Here is a 23,701-nt window from a genome sequence, read left to right as displayed (position 1 = left end):
CATTAAAAAGAGGTATTCCACAGGCCATAAACGGCCAAGGAACACCTCTTTTTATCGTTTATTTTTCCAATATGTTTAGAATCAACTCTGCATTCTTTTCAACAAATGTAGCATCAAGCATGCTTTCATGATCTCCATAACCATCACGAATGGAATACTCTCCAATTGTAGAATGCTGCCACATATGAATATCTCCACGTACATGTTTACTTTGACTCTGAAGAGATTTAATAACATGAATATGAGCCGCAACATGTCCAGAATTCATTAAATTATCCAAATAAGCATAGTATCTTTGAATCTTCTCACCAACATGGTGATGAAAAAACTCTCCTTCACTTTGCAATTGTGGATATTTTTCTAACATAAGATCTACCGTTTCTTTCGCATATTTACGACTCTCTTCCGTTGTAAGCCTCTCTGAATTTATTTCTGTAATGTAAAATGAGTCCAATAAAATGAGCTGGCGAACCTTATCCCCCTGTTTTTCAAGGGCCTTTGTAATTTCAAAAGCCAAATTGCCTCCCGCTGAAATCCCTAGAAAAACGTAAGGTCCCTCAGGCTGAACTTCTTTTATAAGACGGATATATTCTGCAATGAGACGGTCTTGTTCGATCTCAAGAAAATTGAAACTATACAATCGATAGGAACCAAGGAATTCAGCAAGCCTTTGATATACAACCCCTAAAGCCACTACCGGCGGGAAACAAAATATGTTCCGGTCTCTTTCTCCCTGTGGATTAAACAACATTCTTTCGTTAGAAAGGTCGCTAATCTGCATCTCATATGAAGAAACTAGGAATGCCATCTCTCGAATAGTCGGTGTCACAAATATCTGTCGAATCGGAAGCTCTATTCCGTGCCCTGTAGCTAGTCTCGCCACAAATTTAATTACACTTGTCGAATCCACTCCCAATTCAAATAGAGAGTCGCCTACACTGATGGAACGATGCTCCAAAACCTCTTCCCAGATTCGTACCATAATGCACTCCATCTCCGTTACTGGAGCTTCATATTTCTTTTGAAATATGGCTTTAGCCGATGGCTCTGGCAGTGCTTTTCGGTCTAATTTTCCATTAGGTGTCAAAGGAATTTGATCCAGACAAATATAATGGGTGGGCACCATGTAATTTGGCAATGCACGACTAATTCCTTCTTTAATATCCTGGATGTTCAAACTTGGTTGGGTCACAATATACGCGCACAGTATTTTATTTCCTCTCGAATCAGGGGTATACAAAACCACTGCTTCCTTTACTCCAATAATTTGAAGAATTTGATTTTCAATTTCGCCAAGCTCTACACGATAACCACGGATTTTTACTTGCTGATCGTTACGTCCCAAAAATTCAATATATCCTTTTGAATTCAGAATTCCTTGGTCTCCAGTGTGATATAGCCTGCCAAACTTCGGATGATTTAAGAATGAAAATGCCGTTTTTTCTTCTTCATGAAGATAACCTTTGGCTAGGCCAACACCTCCAATGTAAAGCTCACCTTTTACACCTGCTGGACAAAGTTCCTGATCATAATTCAATACATAATAAGTTTGGTTAGCTAATGGCATTCCGTAAGGTATGGAGGCCCAATCTTCATGCACTTCATAAACAGGATAATAAATGGACCAAATAGAAGCCTCTGTTGCCCCACCCATACTTACTACATTCGCGTGAATATATTGTCTACGAATTTTATCAGGTAGACTGAGAGGTATCCAATCTCCACTAAGAATGACCAAACGCAAAGAACTGTTTTTCTTGCGCGATCCAGACGACTGGTGCATACTATTCCAGTAATAGCAGCTTTCCTCTTCTTCTCCAAGCACATGGTTCAACATCAAGTCCATTATAGCTGGCACGGAGTTCCAAATTGTAATTTTATGTTCCTCCAGTGTCTTGGCGACTTCTGTAATATCGCGTTGATCATCAATAAGTACTAAAGCCGCTCCAACCGCTAACGCTCCAAATAGATCATAAACCGATAAATCGAAACACATGGATGATAATCCAATTATACGATCCTGCTCATTCACATTGAATTTACGATTTATATCCTGCACCGTGTTAGCTACCGCCCCATGTGTAACAATGACTCCTTTAGGCTGGCCTGTACTGCCTGAAGTATAAATCACATAGGCTACATCATCCGGATCATGTTCGACCTGGAGAGCTTCACCAGAATAAACTGCTAATCCTTTCTTAACGTATAGTTCCGGTTCCAACGTTAATTTACAACCACTGTGATTCCTAATATATTCACGACGTTCCTCCGGATAATCAGGATCAATTGGCACATAAGCAGCTCCGGCCTTCAATATACCTATTATATTCACAATGGTTTCAATACTCCGATTGGCTAATACACTAATAAAATCACCACGACACACGCCATATTCATGTAAATAGCGAGCCACTCTATTCGAGCGTTCATTTAATTCCTGATAAGTGATATGGCTATTCTTATAAATCACTGCAATTGCCTCTGGCCAACGAACAACCTGCTGTTCAAACAAGGAATGGAGTGTAATCCTTGGAATTTCTTCACAAGTATCATTAAAAGCTGAGATCAGCAGATGATTTTCACGTCCCCATGGGAACCTATTTCCTGCATCTGAGTTTAAGGAAAATTCCAGCAGCATAAAGTACTGTTCAAACATCGCTTTAATCAATACCGAATCAAACAGTTGTTCAACATAATCCCAAGTGATCGTGAGTCCGCCATCTACTTCCAGAACCTGATAATCTAAAAACACTTGGGAGGTTTGAGAGACCGCTGTCTTTACATCCCCCATATAATAAACAGACTCATCTGTACCTTTTCCCGTATCCAGCAACATGCTTGTGAATACAATGGGCATCGCTGCCTTATGGGTTACAGCACCACGATGACGTACAATCTCTCTGATAAATTGAATTCCGTCGTAATGCCTATGTTCGAGCGCCTCCATCAACACGTTTTGCACGGATTCAGCCTGCTCCCAGAAAGATTTTCCTCCTTCAAGCGTGATGTCAAGCAACATAACGGACGTAAAGTCACCAATCATCTTATTTACATCTTTATGAAATGGATAACGATTAAAAATAGTACAATTGAGCGCCAATTGGGATTGATTGCTCCAGTAAGACAACACTTTGGCAAATACAGTACATAGCACTGCAGTTGGTGTCAGATGATTTTTTTGTGAAACTTGCTTCAGCTTTTCGTATAGTTCCCTATTCCAGTGTTTGGTTACCCTTTTGAATCGCGGTTGTACAATCAGGCTTGGTGAAGAAATATACGGTAAAGCAGGAGGATCAGGAAAACATTCCAGTTTATCCATCCAGTATTGCCGATCCCTCTTATATATTTCCGAGGATTTGAACCCCGTATAAGCCATCATGTAGTCTCTGAAAGTAATATCCACGCCTTCCAAATCTAAATCTGGATCATGGTAAAATTTCATAATTTCCTGATGAATGAATTGAAAGCTTGCCCCATCCGTTATTAACATGTCATAACCAATAAAAAGGTAAAACATTTCTGCAGAACATTGATAAGCCTTATACTCAAATAGAGGCCACTGATCGGTCTTGAAAATGTAGTGAGACATGCGCTCTCTTTCCGTCAGTATTCTCTGTTCCTGATCTTCCTTGGAGAGATCCTCCATCGGAATAATCTCGATATGATATTCTGGCACATCATCCAATATTTGTTGCTGTCCGCTCGGCAAGATAATCGTTCGCAGCATAGCATGGCGTTCAATAACTTTTTGTAGGGCTCGATTAAACCGATCCATGTCCAATGAAGTTTCTAACTCAATATATACATGAGTTGACACTCCGCCCATTTCAAAATGGTCCTCGCGTCCCATTAGATAAGCCATCTGCACATCCGTTAGCGGAAACGGCTCATACATATGCTCCGGATCAGGTGTTAACTCCGGATACACGATGGCCGCTTGTGTATCTACGCCTTCCTCGATCCGTTCTGACAGCTTCGCTATGGTATAATACTGCAGAAAGTCTCGCAGATTCAAATCGATTCCCATTTCCCTGCTTATTCTTGTTCGGATTTGCACCATCAGAATCGAATTTCCACCCAATTCAAAAAAATGATCATGGATTCCAATTCGTTCGACTCCCAATACCTCTTTCCATATTTCCGCCAGTTTCTGCTCCGTTTCATTTCGTGCTTCTTCATATTTCAAGTTCATTTGCTGCTCCACATTCGGGATCGGCAGCTCTCTTCGATTTACCTTGCCATTAGGGGATAATGGTATTTTCTCCAGCTCCATATAATACGACGGCACCATATAATTCGGTAGTTCCCGCTGTAAATATATTCGCAGTTCCTCCGAGGTTACTTCCTCCCCATCTGGAACATAGTATGCACATAGAAATGCGTGATTGCGATCATCCCTTTGTTCCATCACCACCGCATTTTTGATGAATTCATGTGCTAGCAGACGCCCTTCAATTTCGCCCAGCTCTACCCGGTACCCCCGAATCTTTATTTGCTGATCCTTCCGTCCCTGAAATTCGATATAACCTGCCGGACGCCATACTCCATAATCTCCGGTTCGGTATAATCTGCCCAGCTCTGGATGTTCCACGAAGGATTCTCGGGTTTTCTGTTCATCATTTAGATAACCTGCCGCAAGCCCCATCCCACCAATGTACAGTTCCCCTTGTACATCCACCGGGCAAGGCTTCAGCTCATAGTTCAGCACATGCATCTGCTGGTTCGCCAGCGGTCTGCCATAAGGTATCGAGGCGGTCTGTCCATCCCATTCCTCGATTGGGTAGTAGATGGACCAGATCGAGGCTTCTGTTGCTCCTCCCAAGCTAATCACTTCTGCATGCGGACAATATCGCTTAATTTTCTCTGGCAGGTGCAGCGGTATCCAATCCCCGCTAAGCAACACTGTTTGAATTCCATCATTGTGAAAGTCAGCCGTGACGTTGGCGAGCACCATTTCCATAATAGCCGGTACGGAATTCCATAGGGTAATGCCTTGATGCTCTATCGTGTATATTACATCATCGACATCTCGCTGATCGTCAATCAATACCAATGCCGCTCCGGCTGCCAAGGCACCAAATAGATCATACACAGACAGATCGAAACACATGGAGGACAAACCTATCATCCGGTCCTGCTCATGGATACCGAATTTATGATTAATATCCTGAATCGTATTGGCTGCTGCTCCGTGTGTTGTGATTACGCCCTTGGGTCGGCCTGTGCTGCCCGACGTATAGATCACATACGCCACATCGTCCGGATGATAATCCATCGGAAGAGCTTCGTCAGAATATTCTGCTACGCCAGCTGTATCGTACAACTCCGGTTCTACAGTCAGCTTACATTGACTGTGCTCGTGGATGTAGTGGCGCCGTTCTTCCGGATAGTCCGGATCCACCGGTACATAAGCTGCTCCAGCCTTCAAAATACCTATAACATTAGCAACGGTTGCGATACTCCGGCTTGCCAATACGCTAACATAATCACCACGACATACACCCTGCCCTTGCAAGTAACGGGCTATTTGATTCGAACGTTTCTGCAGTTCTCCATACGTAAGGCATTCATCCTTATGCGTTAATGCTACTGCTTCTGGAGTGCGTATTGCTTGCTCCTCGAACAGGCCATGCAAGGTGGTGTACGGTATCGGTTTCTCTTTATTATTGTAGCTCTCCATCAACTTCGTTTCTTGTTCAGTAATTTTTATGCAGTTGGTATGCAGAGTTAATGTATCAATATATTGCTTGAACATTGAATGAATTACATTTTCATCGAATAGTTGCTCAACATAGTCCCAAACGATTCTCAACGAACCATTGTCTTCAAAAAGTTGGTGATCCAAGTAAACTTGAGATGTCTGCCCGGCCCCCATTTGTATCTCACCTAGTTCATACCAACTAACTTCGCCTCTTTCCTTGCTCCCCAGCAGCATGCTTGTAAAAACAACAGGCATAACAGCACGATTACCATAATTATGGTATTTAGATATTTCCCGTATCAATTCAATACCATCATAATGCCGATGCTCAAGTGATTCTAAAAGGCGCTCCTGGATCCGTTTAGCTCTCTCCCAATACCCTTTCTCGGATCTGAAATCAATTTCTATTAAAATTACGGAAGTAAAATCCCCAATCATGTCTTTTACATCTTGATGAAACGGCAGTCTGTTGAAAACGGTCAAACTCACGGCTAAATGAGGCTGATTACTCCAAAAGGCCATCACTTCTGCATAAGCAGTAAGAAGAGCGGCTGTAGGCGTTATATTGTACTTATACGCCTGTTTTTTGATTTTCTCCCAGGTTTCTCTATCGATTTCTTGCTCCAGACGGCAAAAACGAGGCTTAATCACACCGGACGGATCCGCTTTCAAAGGAAGCTCCGGAGCTGAAGGAAAATCCTCCAATTTATTCAACCAATACAGTTTGTCCTTCGCATAGGTTTCCGAATTTTTAAAATGCTGCAATGCCAGAATATAATCCCGGAATGTGCTCTGTAACTGTGATGGCATCCAATTTGGCTCTTTATAGAATTTAACCAGCAGCTTGCCGATCAGTTGAATACTTGCTCCATCCGTAATCAACATGTCGTAGCTAATAAACAAATAATGAATTCCTTCAGATAATTTAAAAGCTTTATATTCAAAGAGCGGCCATTGGTCTGTTGGAAATACATAATGAGACATTCGCTCTCTTTCTGACACTATCCGTTCTTGTTGCTCAGACGAACTCATATGGGTAAGGTCAACCACTGTTATTCGATATTCCGGTACATTCTCCAGAATAACCTGCTCTCCGGTAGGAAATACGACTGCGCGCATCATGGGCTGATATTTAATGACCTGTTGTAATGCACAATTAAGTCTGTCTAAATCAAAGTCTGTTTTGATTTCAGTATATCCATGAGTTGACACTCCACCCAGCTCAAAATGGTTCTCGCGTCCCATCAGATAAGCCATCTGCACATCCGTTAGCGGAAACGGTTCATACATATGCTCCGGATCAGGTGTTAACTCCGGATACACGATGGCCGCTTGTGTATCTACGCCTTCCCCCATCCGTTCTGACAGCTTCGCTATGGTATAATACTGCAGAAAGTCTCGTAGATTCAAATCGATTCCCATTTCCCTGCTTATTCTTGTTCGGATTTGCACCATCAGAATCGAATTTCCACCCAATTCAAAAAAATGATCATGGATTCCAATTCGTTCGACTCCCAATACCTCTTTCCATATTTCCGTCAGTTTCTGCTCCGTTTCATTTCGTGCTTCTTCATATTTCAAGTTCATTTGCTGCTCCACATTCGGGATCGGCAGCTCTCTTCGATTTACCTTGCCATTAGGGGATAATGGTATTTTCTCCAGTTCCATATAATACGACGGCACCATATAATTCGGTAGTTCCCGCTGTAAATATATTCGCAGTTCCTCTGAGGTTACTTCCTCCCCATCTGGAACATAGTATGCACATAGAAATGCGTGATTGCGATCATCCCTTTGTTCCATCACCACCGCATTTTTGATGAATTCATGTGCTAGCAGACGCCCTTCAATTTCTCCCAGCTCCACCCGGTACCCCCGGATCTTTACCTGCTGATCCTTCCGTCCTTGAAATTCGATATAACCTGCCGGACGCCATACTCCATAATCTCCGGTTCGGTATAATCTGCCCAGCTCTGGATGTTCCACGAAGGATTCTCGGGTTTTCTGTTCATCATTCAGATAACCTGCTGCAAGCCCCATCCCACCAATGTACAGTTCCCCTTGTACATGGACCGGGCAAGGCTTTAGCTCATAGTTCAGTACATACACCTGCTGGTTCGCCAGCGGTCTGCCATAAGGAATTGAGGCTGTCTGTCCATTCCATTCCTTGATTGGGTAGTAGATGGACCAGATGGAGGCTTCGGTTGCTCCTCCCAGGCTAATCACTTCTGCATGCGGACAATGTCGCTTTATTTTCTCTGGCAGGTGCAGCGGTATCCAATCCCCGCTAAGCAACACCGTTCGAATTCCATCATTGTGAAAGTCAGCCGTGACGTTGGCGAGCACCATTTCCATAATAGCCGGTACGGAATTCCATAGGGTGATGCCTTGATGCTCTATCGTGTATATTACATCATCGACATCTCGCTGATCGTCAATCAATACCAATGCCGCTCCGGCTGCCAAGGCACCAAATAGATCATACACAGACAGATCGAAACACATGGAGGACAAACCTATCATCCGGTCCTGCTCATGGATACCGAATTTATGATTAATATCCTGAATCGTATTGGCTGCTGCTCCGTGTGTTGTGATTACGCCCTTGGGTCGGCCTGTGCTGCCCGACGTATAGATCACATACGCCACATCGTCCGGATGATAATCCATCGGAAGAGCTTCGTCAGAATATTCTGCTACGCCAGCTGTATCGTACAACTCCGGTTCTACAGTCAGCTTACATTGACTGTGCTCGTGAATGTAGTGGCGCCGTTCTTCCGGATAGTCCGGATCTACCGGTACATAAGCTGCTCCAGCCTTCAAAATACCTATAACATTAGCAACGGTTGCGATACTCCGGCTTGCCAATACGCTAACATAATCACCACGACATACACCCTGCCCTTGCAAGTAACGGGCTACTTGATTCGAACGTTTCTGCAGTTCTCCATACGTAAGGCATTCATCCTTGTGCACTAATGCCACTGCTTCTGGAGTACGCGCTGCTTGCTCCTCGAACAGCCCATGCAAGGTGCTAGGCGGGACAGCCTTGTTCGTATTGTTGTATAATCGGATAGCTTCCTCATTCTCTATTTCAATTTCCAGATTTGAAGAATACATAGCATTTAACAAAAGAGAATCAATGATTTGCGTAAACTGTCTGAACATACCTTCAATCATTACTGGCGAAAATAATTCATCTACATAATCCCAAAATAACCATAATTCATCTTCTACTAACGTAGCCTGGAAATCAATATATACCTGTGAGGTTTGAGTAATCCCTGTTTTCAAGTTTCCTAATTGCTCAAGACCGGGTGCGTGTTCTGTGTTATTTTCAGAAAGCACAGAGGTAAATACATATGGAATTACAGCCTTACCATGTCTAATGCCATGATGTCTCACAATATCCCTAATAAACTCAACACCCTCATAGTGGCTATGCTCTAATGCATCAATTAATACAGACTGAACATCTCTGGCCTTATCCCATAATGACGTACCAGGTTTAAATGAGATTCCAAGCAGCAGGTTTGATGTAAAGTCACCTACAATATGCTCTACCTGTTCATGAAAGGGGTAACGATTGAAGACTGTAAGATTAATGGACAAGTTCGCTTGATTGCCCCACACGGAAAGAAGATATGAATAAATGGTCGCGAGCAAGGCGGATGGAGTCACTCCATTTTGTAAAGCCAGCTGTTTTAAAGAAATCCACTGTTGTTGATTGTATATCTTTTCTTTTCTCTGAAATTTTGGCGCTTTTATTTGTTCAGGATTACATTGTAAAGGGAGAACAGGTGCTAATGGAAAATCTTCAATTTTATTAAGCCAGTATTTTCGATCACGTTCATATATTTCTGAATGCTTCAAATCCGAGTAAGCAAGAATATAATCGCGGAAGCTAAAGTCCAATTTAGGCAATTTGGCATTCGGATTGTGATATAAATGCATTAGATCACGACCGATAATATCCATACTCGCTGCATCAGCAATAAGCAGATCCCTGCCCATACACAATAGATGCTTATCATTCTCAAGCTGAAAAGCCTTAAATTCGAACATCGGCCACTGTTCAGGAACAAACACATGGTGCGACATCCGGCTTCGCTCCAAAAGAATCCGCTCTTCTTGTTCTCTCCTCTTGAGGAATCGAAGATCTTCTATAACCATTTGATACTCCGGCACGTCTTTAAGAATACACTGCTCACCGCTTGGCATGATAATTGCTCTTAGCATCGGGTGTCTCCGAATGACTTTATTCAAGCATTGATTAAAACGCACCATGTCAACGTCAGTCTCCACCTCGGTATATACATGAGTAGAAACGCCGCCCATTTCAAGCTCATCATTTCGACCTAGAAAATATGCCATCTGAATATCAGTTAACGCAAAAGGAGCGTTTATATTTTCTACATCGGAATGCGCTGTTGGGTATATTTTTTCACTAAGCTCTCTTGTCCCACATGTTACACAATGATTTGTAATTTCCAAGAGATGATTCTTAAAATTCAAGGCAACTTCAGTCAGTGTTTCTTCATCGTATTCATATTTATTGTATATAAAAGAAACCCTTAGCTCGCCTTCCATGACTGCTCCAGTTATATCAATGGAATAACTCCGCTCCGATTGCGGATCAAGCATCTGGCCTTGAGACATATCAGAAAGCGTAAAAACTCCCTGATCTATACTTTGAGCAAATTCACCTAAATAGTTAAAACAAACTTGAGGCTGAAGTCTCCACCTCATCATGTTTTTGTAATTCAGGTCAGTAACATATTTTAACAAACCATAACCGATCCCTTTTTTCGGAATTTGCCGCAATGTTTGTTTTACATGTTGAACCGTATCCTGCAGAGAACAAGATGACGAAAGATCGATTACTACAGGATATATCGTAGTGAACCAACCGATCGTCCGAGAGACATTAATATCGGGGATTATGTCTTCTCTCCCGTGACCCTCTAACCCGATAAGAATCTGTCTATGATGTGTCCAATCTCGGAATGCGCTCCCTAATGCGGCTAATAATAAATCATTAATTTCCGTATTATAAGCCTGATTGGAATGACGAAGCAGGTTGTCTGTGTCCTGCTTTGATAGTTGAATATTTATCGATCGTGTATCCTTGACAAAGTTGGTTGAACATGTGTGATCCTTAGGCAGAGGCTCAATGTACCGCTGATCAATATTCATCCAGTATGGAATCTCATCAAGTAATACCGGACTATTCGCATACTCCTCCAGAGCGCTAGCCCAGCCCTTATAAGAAGTTGTCTTATACGGTAATGAAGGCTTTTCTCCTGAGCTAAGCTGTTGATAAACTTGTGCTATATCTTCGAGCAATATTCGCCAAGAGACACCATCAATAATCAAGTGGTGTGCAACAATAAGGAGATGATCTCCTTCTATAGTTTGGAACAATCCCAATTTCAGTAGAGGACCTGCAGTTAAATCCATGCTCATTTGAATCTTTTCTGAAAGATTTGTGATACGCTCTCTTACATCAAGTTGACCTGATAAATCAACAACCTGCAACCAAGCCGACCCTTTCATGTCCTGATTTGTTTGTATAATAGAGTCTTGCCCGCTTGTATACACCATACGTAGAGCATCATGATGGTAAATAATACAATTCATCGTTTCTTGAAGTATGTCAGGATCAAATCCTTCTTCTCTATACAACATAAAAGACTGATTCCAATGATGCCTTTGTATCCCCTGTTGTTCAAAAAACCATTTTTGAATAGGCGTAAGTGGCACCATGCCTTTAACAACACTCTGATCTACAACTTTTGTTTGTACAGCTAATCCTTGAGTTAATTGTGCAATCGTCGGATTCGCAAATATATCTTTGATTCCGATATGCACTTGATGACGCTGTAAACGTGACGCCACTTGAATGGCTTTGATAGAGTCGCCCCCGAGCGCAAAAAAATGGTCGTGAATGCCCACTTTTTCTACACCCAGCACTTCTTTCCATATCTCTGATGTCACTGTTTCAATGTTAGTTCTTGGTGGTGTGTATGCAGCAGATACCTTTACTTTGATGTCTGGCAATGGTAAGCTCTTACGATCAATCTTTCCGCTTTGTGATAGAGGAAATCTGTCTAACTTTATAAAATAAGATGGTACCATATACTCTGGAACATGCTGGACAAGATAGTCTTTTATAGCATTCTCATCAATAGATCGGGATCCAATAATATATGCGTATAAATGTCCATTATTTTCAGCATCCATGTATACTGTAACTAGTGCTTGCTGGATACCTAAATATTGATGTAGGAGGTTCTCAATTTCTTCAGTTTCAATTCGATACCCTCGGATCTTAATCTGAAAGTCTTTTCTCCCCATATACTCAATATTTCCATCAATCATCCATCTTGTTAAATCGCCTGTTTTGTACATATTTTGACCCATTCTAAATGGATCTCTTACAAATTTCTCTTTTGTTGCTTCAGGAAGATTCACATATCCTACAGCTACGCCTGTACCCGCAATACACAATTCTCCTGCTACACCAACTGGCTGTAATTGGCCATCCTGGTCTATAATATACATCTGAATATTATCTATCGGTTTGCCGATTGGTATAGAATCCATACCAAAATCAGAAGGACAATCAAAATAAGAATCGTGTATAGTTCCTTCTGTCGGTCCATATAAATTGGAGAAAATAATATTTTTATCTCTTCTCCATCCATCGTTAAACCGCTGAACGTGCTTGCTTGTCAGTGCTTCTCCACTGGTAAATACTTTTTGTATAGACGATAAACGCTGAACATGTCCTTCTCCATATTCCAGATAGTCTAAAAATGCATGTAACATGGATGGAACAAAGTGAATTACCGTTACTTTCTTTTGTTCAACCGTGCGGATAATGATTTCGGGATCTTTTTCTCCTCCAGGCTCCAACAAACATAGAGTAGCTGCGCCCTGAAAGTACCACCAACACAATTCAAACACGGACACATCAAAGGTGTAAGCTGTTTTTTGCATGATAACATCCGCTTCTGTGATCGAATACTTTCGCTGCATCCACAACATATTGTTGACAACGGATCGATGCTGAACCATAACCCCTTTGGGTCTACCAGTAGAACCTGATGTGTACATGATGTAAGCCAAATCCTCAGGAGTATTAACACTATCTAGATTGGTGTCATCCTCGTTATCGGACAAGTTTATATCCAGGAGCAGAGTTTCTGTTTCTAAACCTAAGAGGCGTTCGTTCCAAATCGTATTTGTTAAGACAAGGTTAGTTCCGCTGTCTTGCAGCATATAACGAATCCGATCTTTGGGATAGTCGGGGTCAATAGGTATATAAGCACCGCCTGCCTTATGAATCGCCAATATAGATATGATCATTTCAAATGATCTGTCAAACATTATTCCAACGGTTTGATTACTGCATAATCCCTTACGCCGCAGTATTCTGGCTAATTGATTGGCGCGTTTGTTGACCGCTTCATAGCTCATATTTTTATCGCCAAGGATCAGGGCGGTTTTGTCAGGATAAGCTATAGCTCTGTCCTCAAAAAATTCGTGTAAATTTTTCAGGCCAGAAAAAACATGGTCTGTGTTGTTGAATTCTATTAATATGCGTTCTTTTTCATCTAATGTGAGAATCGAAATATTTCGTACAAGTACATGTGGATTCTGAGTAATAGCGGTAGTGACCGCACGAATATGTCCAGCAACCTTTTGAATATCTTCATTTGAATAGCAAAATGCATTATATTTTAAGCATACAGATATTTCCTCAGAGGGTATCACAATGATATTGAAATCATAGTTTGTCTGATCTTTTAATTCAAAATCATAGATCTTCAACTCATGGACACGCTGTCCGTCCAATAAATTGAATTCCAAAGGCACATTTTCAAAAACTACAATATGATTAATTAAATTCTCTCTCAGAGGAGTAGCCGCTTGTATCTTCATCAGGGGATAATGACTGTGCTCTTGGGATTCAATCATTTGCTCATGGATTAATGACAGCAGGTCTCCAAAATGAATGTCTTGCTCAAACTTTACTCTTACTGGATTGGTATTGATCAGCATGCCGATCATTTGATCTATTCCAGAAATCGCTGCATGCCTTCCTGAAACAACTGTTCCAAAAACCACATCATTGGTATTGTTATATCTTTTTAACACAATGCTCCAGACTGCTTGAATAACAGCGTTCAGCGTTACACGATAGGTAAGTGCCAGTTCCTGAAGTTGTTTAGTCATTTCCCGATCGAAGGTAAACTTTACTTGTTGCTGTAAATAGCCTTCCTTCTTCTGTTTTGATTGCCATGGTAGATCAGTGGCCTGTTCAATGCCCTCTAAGTAGTGATTCCAGTATAAACTTGCAGAATCTTGATCCTGTTGTTTAAGCCATTCGATATAGTTTTGAAAAGAGTAGATTTCCTTTAGATTAGGTGTTCGATGTGCAGATAACGCACTATATATTTCAAAAAGCTCTTGCACAATCGAACTTAAGCTCCAACCATCTACAATAATATGATGAAAACTTAGAAGTAAACGGTAATGCTGTGTGTCTGTCCGAAAAACAGCAAGCCGAACAAGCATATCAGCAGTTACATCGAAACCTTTAATTTTTTCCTTACTGGCATAATGAGATATAAATTCCATCTGACTATTATGATTCATTTCAGTCAAATCTTGAAAAATCATTCTATTTTCCCGTTGCTCTACAACTAATTGAATTGGTCGCTTCGCTTTGTCAACATTAAAAAGCGTGCGAAAAACATCGTGTCGCTGTACAAGTAATTTCAAGCTCTTATTCATAATATCTGGTGAGAGAGGCCCTTCTACACTGAAGAAAAGCTGAACTATAAAATTACCCTGATTTTCTTCACGTAATGTATGGTACAGAATTCCTTCCTGCATCGGTGTTAGCGAATAAATCTTTTGTAACAGTTGCTTGGACGACATGACTCGTTCCCTCCTGTTAATTGATCTTGGAATTCAACTCCGTCTGAAGTTCATGCAGATCACTTGCGGAAATCCCTAATTCGTCATAGCCATTTTGGATAGTAGCAGCATTCATGGTTTGTACTTGTCTCGATTGTTCCTTGATGATAAAGGCGCTTAAGTCGACTACACTTGGATGTTGAAATATATCTTTGGTAGTCACTTTAATATCTTTCGCTCGAAGTTGCGCTGAGATTTGAATAGCCTTTATTGAATCCCCTCCCAGTGTATAAAAGTCTTCCACTACACTTACGTTTTCAATCCCTAACACCGTTTTCCATACGCAAGCTACCGTCTCTTCCATACTGTTCCTTGGAAGTACCGCTTGATCCTGAAAGAGCTGACTCGTATCCGGTAATGTAAGTTTTTTACGATCCACTTTGCCGTTTGTGTTTAGGGGTAACGCCTTAATCTGTACAAAAAAGGCAGGAATCATGTAGTTCGGTAGCCTTTCAGCAACCCATTGTCTAATTTTTTCTGCATTAATCTCTCGATTTGCGGCATAGTACGCACACAAACGTTTATCTCCATGTTTATCTACATGTTCCATGACAAGTACTTCTTTTACAGTCTGATTTTCAAGAATCCGCTTTTCAATTTCACCTAATTCAATTCGGAATCCCCTAATCTTTACTTGATGGTCATTACGCCCTAGAAATTCAATTTCTCCGTTTGCAAGCCGTCGCCCTAAGTCACCTGTTTTGTATAATCGTTTTTCAAAAAGACATAAAAATTTCTCTTGAGTTAATTGCTGATTGTTGAGATAACCTCGTGCGAGACCCTCTCCAGCAATGCACAGTTCCCCAATTGCCCCAATTGGCTGTGAATGATTTTCTGAATTAAGAACAAGCACCTCCGTATTTTTAATTGGTCGACCAATCGGAATTGTGTCCAAGTCCTCATTAAGTTCATGAACTTCATGATACATCGCATAAACCGTACTCTCTGTCGGGCCGTACATATGGATAATTTTACCTACACCCATCCACTGAAAAGCTTTATTTACATGCACTATTGATGCTCGTTCGCCACCAAACAGTACCTTCCTTACATTTGAAAAGCAATGAATTTCATGATCTACGAGTGTATTAAAAAGAGCAGTTGTCACAAAAAACACGGAGACATTTTCTTTTAAAATCAACTGAGCTAACTCAGATACATTAAGCACTGTCTCTTTATCTGCTAAAACAAGTCTTGCTCCATTTAAAAGACTCCCAAATATATCAAAAATAGAGCCATCAAAAGCAAAGTTGGACAACTGAAGAATGGTATCTTGCGGTGTAATTTGTATATAATCTGAGTCTTTCACAATTCTCATTACATTGATATTTTCGATCATTATTCCTTTAGGTATACCGGTCGAACCGGAAGTATACATCACATAGGCCAAATGGCTAGCCTCTGATATTCGTAGTGGATTGCTCTTATCCCGATCATTTGTTTGTTCCAGCACATCCTCAAGAACTACAATCTGACGTATGTCGGTACCTCCCAGTTGTTCCAATAGCTTTGTAATTAAAGGAAAATTCGATCGTGAAACCACAATGATTGATAAGTTAGCATCTTGTACAATAACCTTTAATCGCTCGATTGTATTTTCCGGATCAAGAGGTGTGTAGCCTGCATTTGATTTTAAGATACCTAGTATCCCAACGATCATCCCTGGTGAACGCTCCGTAAGTAGTCCAATTAGTTGATCAGGTTGTGCACCTAGATCTTGTAAGGCATAAGCAAGTCTGTTAGCCTGCCTATTTAACTCTCCATAAGATATGTTAGTGTCCCCAAATGTAAGGGCCGTTGCAAACGGCAAAACTTCAACTTGCTTTTCAAATAGATCTGCAAGTGTTTCTTTGCCGCTACGCTCCATAATCTTCGCACTACTCAATGCAATAATTTCGGTCTCCTCTTCAGCACTCAAAATACAAATATCTTTCAAGCAAACGGAAGGCTCACTACAGATTTTCATTGCGACATTATACATATGATTTGCCATTCTTCTCACAGTATCTTCAGAATAAATATTGGAATTATAGATAAACGTTATATTTGTTTTATCACGCGGAAGCACTGTAATACTTAAGTCATAATTAGTATGTTCTATAACATCAACGTCCTTGATGTTTATATTGACTTCAGATAACAAATTTTTCCATAAAGGATTTAATGGAGTATTATCAAACACATAAATATGATTAAACAGGCTTTGTCCAATCGACTGATTTTGAATCTGTGAGAGTGACAAATGCTCGTAGGGCTGGGAATTTAAATTTAGATGATGAATTTGCTGCATTAGTGAAACAAAAGTTAGGTCCCCCGCTGATTGTATACGTACAGGAACCGTATTAATAAATAACCCTATCATTTGATCAACTTCTGATATCTCTGGCGGTCTTCCTGCTACAACAGAGCCAAATACAGCATCGTTAGTATTATTATATTTTTGCAGCACAATCCCCCAAAGAGTCTGATAGACTGCGTTTAATGTGACTTGATTGTTTCGGGCCAACTCTTTTATCAATTCAGACAACGGACGCTCCAATTGAATAGAATGTTTACCTAAGCTATAATCTTGAATTGATTTTTTTTTATTACTACGTGTCTGACCCGGCAGGGTAGAACCTTCTTCAAACCCTTCCAAATAGTCTTTCCAATATTTAAGTGCGCTTTCTTGGTCTTGTTTTGCCAACCATTCTATATACTGACTATAAGGCTGCTCCATACAAATGGATTTGCTTTGTCCTTTAACTAAAGAAGTATAGATTTCAAATAACTCACAAAGGAGTAAATCTGAACACCAGCCATCCATTAAAATATGATGAAAAGCGAGTACACAAGTCCATTCCTTAGGGCTTGTTTGTAGCATCGATAACCTAATGAGCGGATCTTTCGTCAAGTTGAATCCTCGCTGACGATCCCTTTTTAAATATTGCTGAATCCACAGCTTTCCATCCAGACTCGATATATCTGCCCTGCTTTCACAAATAAATTGAAGAGGCCTTTCCGTTAGCACTACCTGAAGTGGTCGTTTGACCTTTTCCATTAAAAAAGTCGTTCTTAATACATTGTGCCGTTGGATGATTGTCGAGAAACTTTGACGCATAAGTTCAACATTAAGATGACCCCCCATAGTCAGGATCAGTTGAACTACATAAGTGTTTGGGTCCGTATCTGATAGGGAATGATATAATATCCCTTCTTGCATGGGAGACAATGCATATATATCCTGAATTTGTTCTTTCGAAAACGGATTCATTTTATTCACCCGCCTAATCTAATGGATTTAGGTATTTAACGAATTGAGAAGCTCATCATAAATCAAATCTAAATCCTCATTCTTTAAATTTTTCATTGTAAAATCACTTGGAGTGCGCACCTGCTCCTTCTTGTCTATGCAATGCTGAATAATCCTGATAAGCTGCTTTTCATACCCCTCCGCCAAATGTTGGATTTCTTGTACACTAATTCGTGTACTATCATAGCCGATAAAAAAATGTAGTTGATCTCCCTCGATATATCCTGTTATTTCAAGTGCATAACACAGTTCATTATTAGGACTAATATTCCCTAATCCCTCAGGTCCAAAGGAAGCTGCACTACTGTAAGGAGAAAGTTGGAAATATGGAGAATTTGAGATTTGGTCAAGTTGACCTAAATAATTAAAATTAATTTCTGGCTCAATAGAAAATATCAAGGGCGCCCTCAAACTTTCCGGGCTAAGATATTTTAGTACCTCATAGTCCAAACCTTTATTCGGAATAGTTCTAAGATTCTCTTTGGTTTTTATAATCCAATCAGGCAAATTGTCAGGTTCATGCATGCATAGAAGTACGGGGCACTGAGATGTAAACCAACCGACTGTACGTGTAATATTAATATCAGGTAAAATATCAGTACGACCATGGGATTCCATATTGATTACAATTTGTCTGATTTCAAGCCAGTCATGCAGAGCTATCCCTAAAGCAGTTATCAAAATATCATTTATTTCGTTGTTATACGCATGATGAACTTGACCAAGAAGCCATTTTGTGTTTTCTTTTGACAGAGCAAATTTTAAATTACGTTTGTTCCTTTGTGTTGATACCTGTACTTGATCTCTCTTCCACAGTAATGATTCCTGATTAACTTTTGTATTAAAATCCAGCCAATAGGGTATTTGTTTTACTATCTCCTCACTACATGAATATTTTTCTAATGCCTCGGCCCATACTCGGTATGAATCTGTTTTCCCTTGCAGTACAACCTGTCTCTCTTCAATAAGCTGCTCATAGGACTTTGAAAAATCTTCCATTAATATACGTAATGAAATTCCGTCCATCACTAAATGATGTATAGACAGCAACAAATGATCTCCTGTCTTGGTTCTGAACAGTCCTAAATGTACCAATGGGCCTATTTCCAGATTCTTACTTCCTTGAATCTCCGAAATTTGGTTGATAATAAATTGTTCTTCATCCTCATGCGGCACGTTGAGTATATTGAAGCTGAATACCTCAGGACTCATATCCATGTTCGTCTGCGTTAAAATGCCATCCTCCATTTGGTAAGTCATTCGAAGCGCGTCGTGATGCTCAACCAACGTTTTCAAAGCACTGAACAAAACCTCCGTTTCATACCGCTCTGGATTATAAAACAGGACAGATTGATTCCAATGATGTTTATCTGTTAACTTTTTTGTAAAAAACCAATGCTGAATAGGGGTAAGGTGGACATTCCCCAAAACTTTACCTTGGTCACTCTTACGGAGAATCTGTTGAATTGACTGACCAAATTGTGCAATAGTAGGTTGTTTTAAAAGATGATGACTACTGAGCTTTAGATTATGAGAGTTCAACTTTGCAGATAATTGAATGGCTTTAATTGAATCACCACCCAAATCATAAAAGTTATCATATATGCCCACCTGGCCTACACCAAGAACCTCACTCATTAGTAGGCATAAAAGTTCCTCTAAAGCAGTGCGAGGCTGCTGATGATTAAGTTGTCCCGATAAATCCCTAGTTGGAATAGGAAGAGCTTTTCGATCCACTTTTCCATTAATGGTCATAGGAAGTTCAGATAAATAAACAAAATAAGTTGGCATCATATAAATCGGCAATTCTTGCTTGATAAACTGACGCAACTCAGTTGTGTTTATCGCATTTCGGGCTACATAATACGCGCACAACTGCAATTGATCCTGCTCGCCCTGAATAGTCTGCACCACTACTTCTGTGATTTCTTTATGTTTAAGAAGAATTACTTCGATTTCTTCCAATTCAATCCGATGCCCACGTATTTTTACTTGCTGATCCGTCCTCCCATGATATTCCAAATTTTCATCAGAAAGCATCCGAACTAAATCACCGGTTCTATATATTGTTGTTTCTGGAATTGTTGGATGTTGGATGAATTTTTGTTTTGTAAGCTCTGGACGATTCAAATAGCCTCTTGCTAGCCCACATCCGCTTATGAAAAGTTCTCCAATTTCTCCACAATCAACAGGGTTCAGTTGCTCATCGAAAATATAAAAATTCGTATTCGGCAATGACGAGCCTATAGGAACCGAATTACCTTCAAAAAATGCTGAAGGAGCCATCCATAAAGAAGCACATATGCTCGCTTCGGTGGGTCCATACGCATTCACATAAGTTGTATACGGGCTCCATTGATTTACCAAATTACCGGATGATGACGATCCTGCTGTTATCATCAACCTTAAATTCGTAATACGCGAAGCTTCCAAATACACAGCATAACTTGGGGGCAATGTTAGTACAGTAATCATATTTTCTGAAACATAGGACTCAAAATCGAGGGTCTGATGTATTATTTCCTGAGGAATAATATATAAGGTTGCCCCATTAAAAAGTGCCATAAAAATTTCCCATACAGAGGCATCGAATGAAAAGCTGGCGAACTGACCAATTCGATCTTTTGAAGTAATATGGAATTTATTTGTCCAAATTGACTGTAAATTTTCAATTCCCTTATGTTCTAATAAGGTTCCTTTAGGCTGCCCTGTTGAACCTGATGTATAGATTAGATAGGCAAGATCGCTTGAGCAAACATTCCGCTCCAAATTGTTGGTCGAACGATTGGAATACAGTTGTTCAGTCACTGTTAATTTACTTAATCCCGGATGATTAGGAGATCTTAAGTGCTGTTGTGTAAGCAGCAACTTCAAATTGCTGTCACTCAGCATGAATTTAATTCTCTCCTCAGGGTAACCTGGATCAAGGGCCAAATAAGCTCCTCCAGCTTTAAGGACTGCTAATACTGCAATGATCATATCGACAGAGCGTTCCATCATAATTCCGACAATACAACCAGTACAAACATTATGCTCAACCAATACTTCAGCTAATTGATTGGACTTTTCATTTAATTGTCGATAAGTGAGGTATTTTTCACAACTGACAACAGCGAGATGATCTGAATTAGCTACTACTTGCTTTTCAAATAGACTGTGGATAGTCATATTGTTATTCCTCCCTGCCGAGGTTCCATCGTTCTATTTACTTGAGCCCAACTTCAATGGAGTGCAGCATAACCTGACTGGAATTTAGTTTGAAATATTTTTTAATTTTACGGAAATTCATATCACCAATAGAGCACAACCCCACCTGCTCAAGCTCAGCTACTTGAGTCAACAGTTGCACCATAATTCCACAGTCAATAGCGGCATACAAATATCCCATTCCACCATATTTCGGCATTGTAACCTCGCTGTTATAAACCATAAATACAGAAAAAGCCGATGTGTTAAATATTTCTTGATTTTGAGCATAATGCGCTTCCTGTGTGATAACACAGGCACTGCTTACCATTTGAAGCATATTACATACAGGATTATAGTAATATAAGCCTGCCTTCACCTTTTCTATCCGGGCATCCTTAACGTAAATGAATATATCGATTGGATATAGTCCGCCATCGGTTGCATAGAAATAGCGAATCTCCCCATCAGTTATAGTCTGTTTAAAAACAGAGATAAGCTTTGAAAATGTTTTAAATGGAAGTTTACGATTTATATCAAAATTACGAAAAGATCTGCGATTTACAATTTCTTCTGGGAAAGAAACATCCTCTAAGGGAAGATCGTACTCCATAACATTCGAAAATGTGCGTTCAAGCTGTTTTTGTTTGAATTGATTGTATTGTTCCGGATCAATGAAAGTGTCTTCGTGGTGGAGGTTGTGTACAAGGTAATTATGCGGATAAAGAAGCTCCTGAGGTGATAATATAGAATTTACTAATATACGTTCATTAATCAAATGTTTGATAAAATCACAAAGTAATTCTTGATTTAAATGAGAATAATGCTCAATAAGTGATTCCAACTTTATGCCTTTTTGCGTTATGTAGTATAACTCAGGGAATAATTCAAGTGCTATACCAGAGAATACTGAATGCTCAATTTCAATGGTGTCCTCTGTTTTACACCAACGAACGGATGGAGACCAGAAATACTTGGCTTCATTCTGAATTAATTTGGATAATTGAACAGGGGCTTGCTTATGCATAATAGTTCCTCCTCTAAATTTGACCACTTTAGAAAACTGACCACCGACTTATTATGCTTGTTGTTTTTTTATGATAGGATATCCGTACCATTTCACTATGCCAGCCGAAACACCAACGACAGTAGAATTGGAGGGAACATTTTTTAATACAACTGCACCTGCTCCTATTTTGGAGTAATCGGCCAATTTTAATAGGACCTAACACTTTGGCTTCCGCACCTATAACAACTCCAATACCATGATCTATAAAAATCCCATCCCCCATCTCCGCACCTGGGTGTATATCTATTCCCGTAAAAAAACGTCCCCAATTAGATAATATTCGGGCGAATAAATACAAACGAACTGAAAAAAGAAAATGAGATACTCGATAGAATATGAGAGCATGAAAACCCAGATAACATAATACTATTTCAAGCCAACTATTTGCTGCCGGATCCATTTCTCTAATAAAGCAGATATCGTTGATCACCTTGCTTAACATTTCAGATCACTCCCCTTACAGAAAGTATCTTTCCGATCTAAATGTAAGTCTCGTTATAAACTACTCATATGTTCCCTCCTCTCAAATAGAAAACATTAATAACTATATATTTTTTAAAAAATATATAATACTAAATATTTAGTATACATCACAAGAAATATTCTACCTCCTTATTTTCCTAAAGTAAATATTGAATTAATGTTTTTCAAGCTAAATTTATAATCAAAAGCTATTGTAATTTCATTAGACTTAATCAGTAAAAAAACTACCCCATATAAAGGGATTATTTTGACCGCTTCTCTAATGACATCTTTCACAAATTGATACCGTTATTCAATAACCAAGCGGTACTGTTGGATTAAGCAACTAAACCTTTACTTCATTGGACTGTAATGATATAATCCGACTATAATCCTATACTAAAATTTTAGTATAAAACATTTAGCAATAAAATTATGGAGGAGATATCATTTTGAGTACGACTCGTGTAATGGTTCTTGGTCTTTTATTACAATATGGAGCAATGTCCGGATATGAAATACAACAAAAGATGCAATCCGCTCAAACGGATAAATGGGCTTATGTGCAACCAGCTTCTATATATCATGCCTTAAAAAAGCTGGATTCAGAAGGAATTGTACATTTGAAAACGTTAGAACAGACAGGGAATCGGTCAAAAGCTATATATGCGATCACGGAGACTGGAAAAAGTGAGTTTAGTCGGCTTTTAATCGAATCATTTAAAGAATCTTCTGTTGTATTTCCAACAGCACTGTACACAGCTTTAACTTTTATGGATGAGGCTGCGCTCCATGAAATTGAAGAGGCTTTAAGCTCTCAACAGCAAGCCATCGAAAAAATCTATAGAGATATGAAATTGGGGCAGGAACAAAAAGCTGAACTTATGAATATCCCCGTAAACGTCATGTTAATTTTCAGAAATATTTATGATCAATGCGAGCTTCAATTAAAATTTGTTAAACAAATCAAAGAGGAAATCAGAAAAAATTCATGAGGAGGATG

Annotated in this window: 5 protein-coding genes; 1 reads left to right on the top strand and 4 read right to left on the bottom strand. The window is 39.8% G+C overall.

Annotation, left to right across the window (positions count from 1 at the left end):
- Positions 1–58: 58 nt before the first annotated feature.
- Genes AC0WRU_RS06475 through AC0WRU_RS06460 form a run of 4 tightly spaced genes read right to left on the bottom strand, consistent with a single transcriptional unit; the run spans position 59 to position 22,194 of the window.
- On the bottom strand, positions 59–14,650 hold the full coding sequence (locus tag AC0WRU_RS06475) for a non-ribosomal peptide synthetase (RefSeq protein ID WP_476127692.1): 14,592 nt from the start codon (positions 14,648–14,650) through the stop codon (positions 59–61).
- 16 nt (positions 14,651–14,666) lie between these two features.
- On the bottom strand, positions 14,667–17,942 hold the full coding sequence (locus AC0WRU_RS06470; RefSeq protein WP_476127691.1) for a non-ribosomal peptide synthetase: 3,276 nt from the start codon (positions 17,940–17,942) through the stop codon (positions 14,667–14,669).
- A gap of 27 nt (positions 17,943–17,969) precedes the next feature.
- Positions 17,970–21,149, bottom strand: coding sequence for an amino acid adenylation domain-containing protein (locus AC0WRU_RS06465; RefSeq protein ID WP_476127690.1), 3,180 nt, complete (start codon positions 21,147–21,149; stop codon positions 17,970–17,972).
- Between the two features lie 37 nt (positions 21,150–21,186).
- On the bottom strand, positions 21,187–22,194 hold the full coding sequence (locus AC0WRU_RS06460; RefSeq protein WP_476127689.1) for a SagB/ThcOx family dehydrogenase: 1,008 nt from the start codon (positions 22,192–22,194) through the stop codon (positions 21,187–21,189).
- Between the two features lie 956 nt (positions 22,195–23,150).
- On the opposite strand from AC0WRU_RS06460, the gene AC0WRU_RS06455 reads away from it, so the two are divergent.
- On the top strand, positions 23,151–23,693 hold the full coding sequence (locus tag AC0WRU_RS06455; protein ID WP_476127688.1) for a PadR family transcriptional regulator: 543 nt from the start codon (positions 23,151–23,153) through the stop codon (positions 23,691–23,693).
- Positions 23,694–23,701: the final 8 nt, after the last annotated feature.

It is taken from the genome of Paenibacillus sp. 1-8 (assembly GCF_056316205.1).
This window is presented reverse-complemented; position numbering and strand designations above follow the sequence as displayed.

What these genes read in the sequence shown, in the direction of transcription:
- AC0WRU_RS06475 (WP_476127692.1), bottom strand. Translation starts at nt 14,650, where the DNA reads ATGTCGTCCAAGCAACTGTTACAAAAGATTTATTCGCTAACACCGATG.
- AC0WRU_RS06470 (WP_476127691.1), bottom strand. Translation starts at nt 17,942, where the DNA reads ATGAATCCGTTTTCGAAAGAACAAATTCAGGATATATATGCATTGTCT.
- AC0WRU_RS06465 (WP_476127690.1), bottom strand. Translation starts at nt 21,149, where the DNA reads ATGACTATCCACAGTCTATTTGAAAAGCAAGTAGTAGCTAATTCAGAT.
- AC0WRU_RS06460 (WP_476127689.1), bottom strand. Translation starts at nt 22,194, where the DNA reads ATGCATAAGCAAGCCCCTGTTCAATTATCCAAATTAATTCAGAATGAA.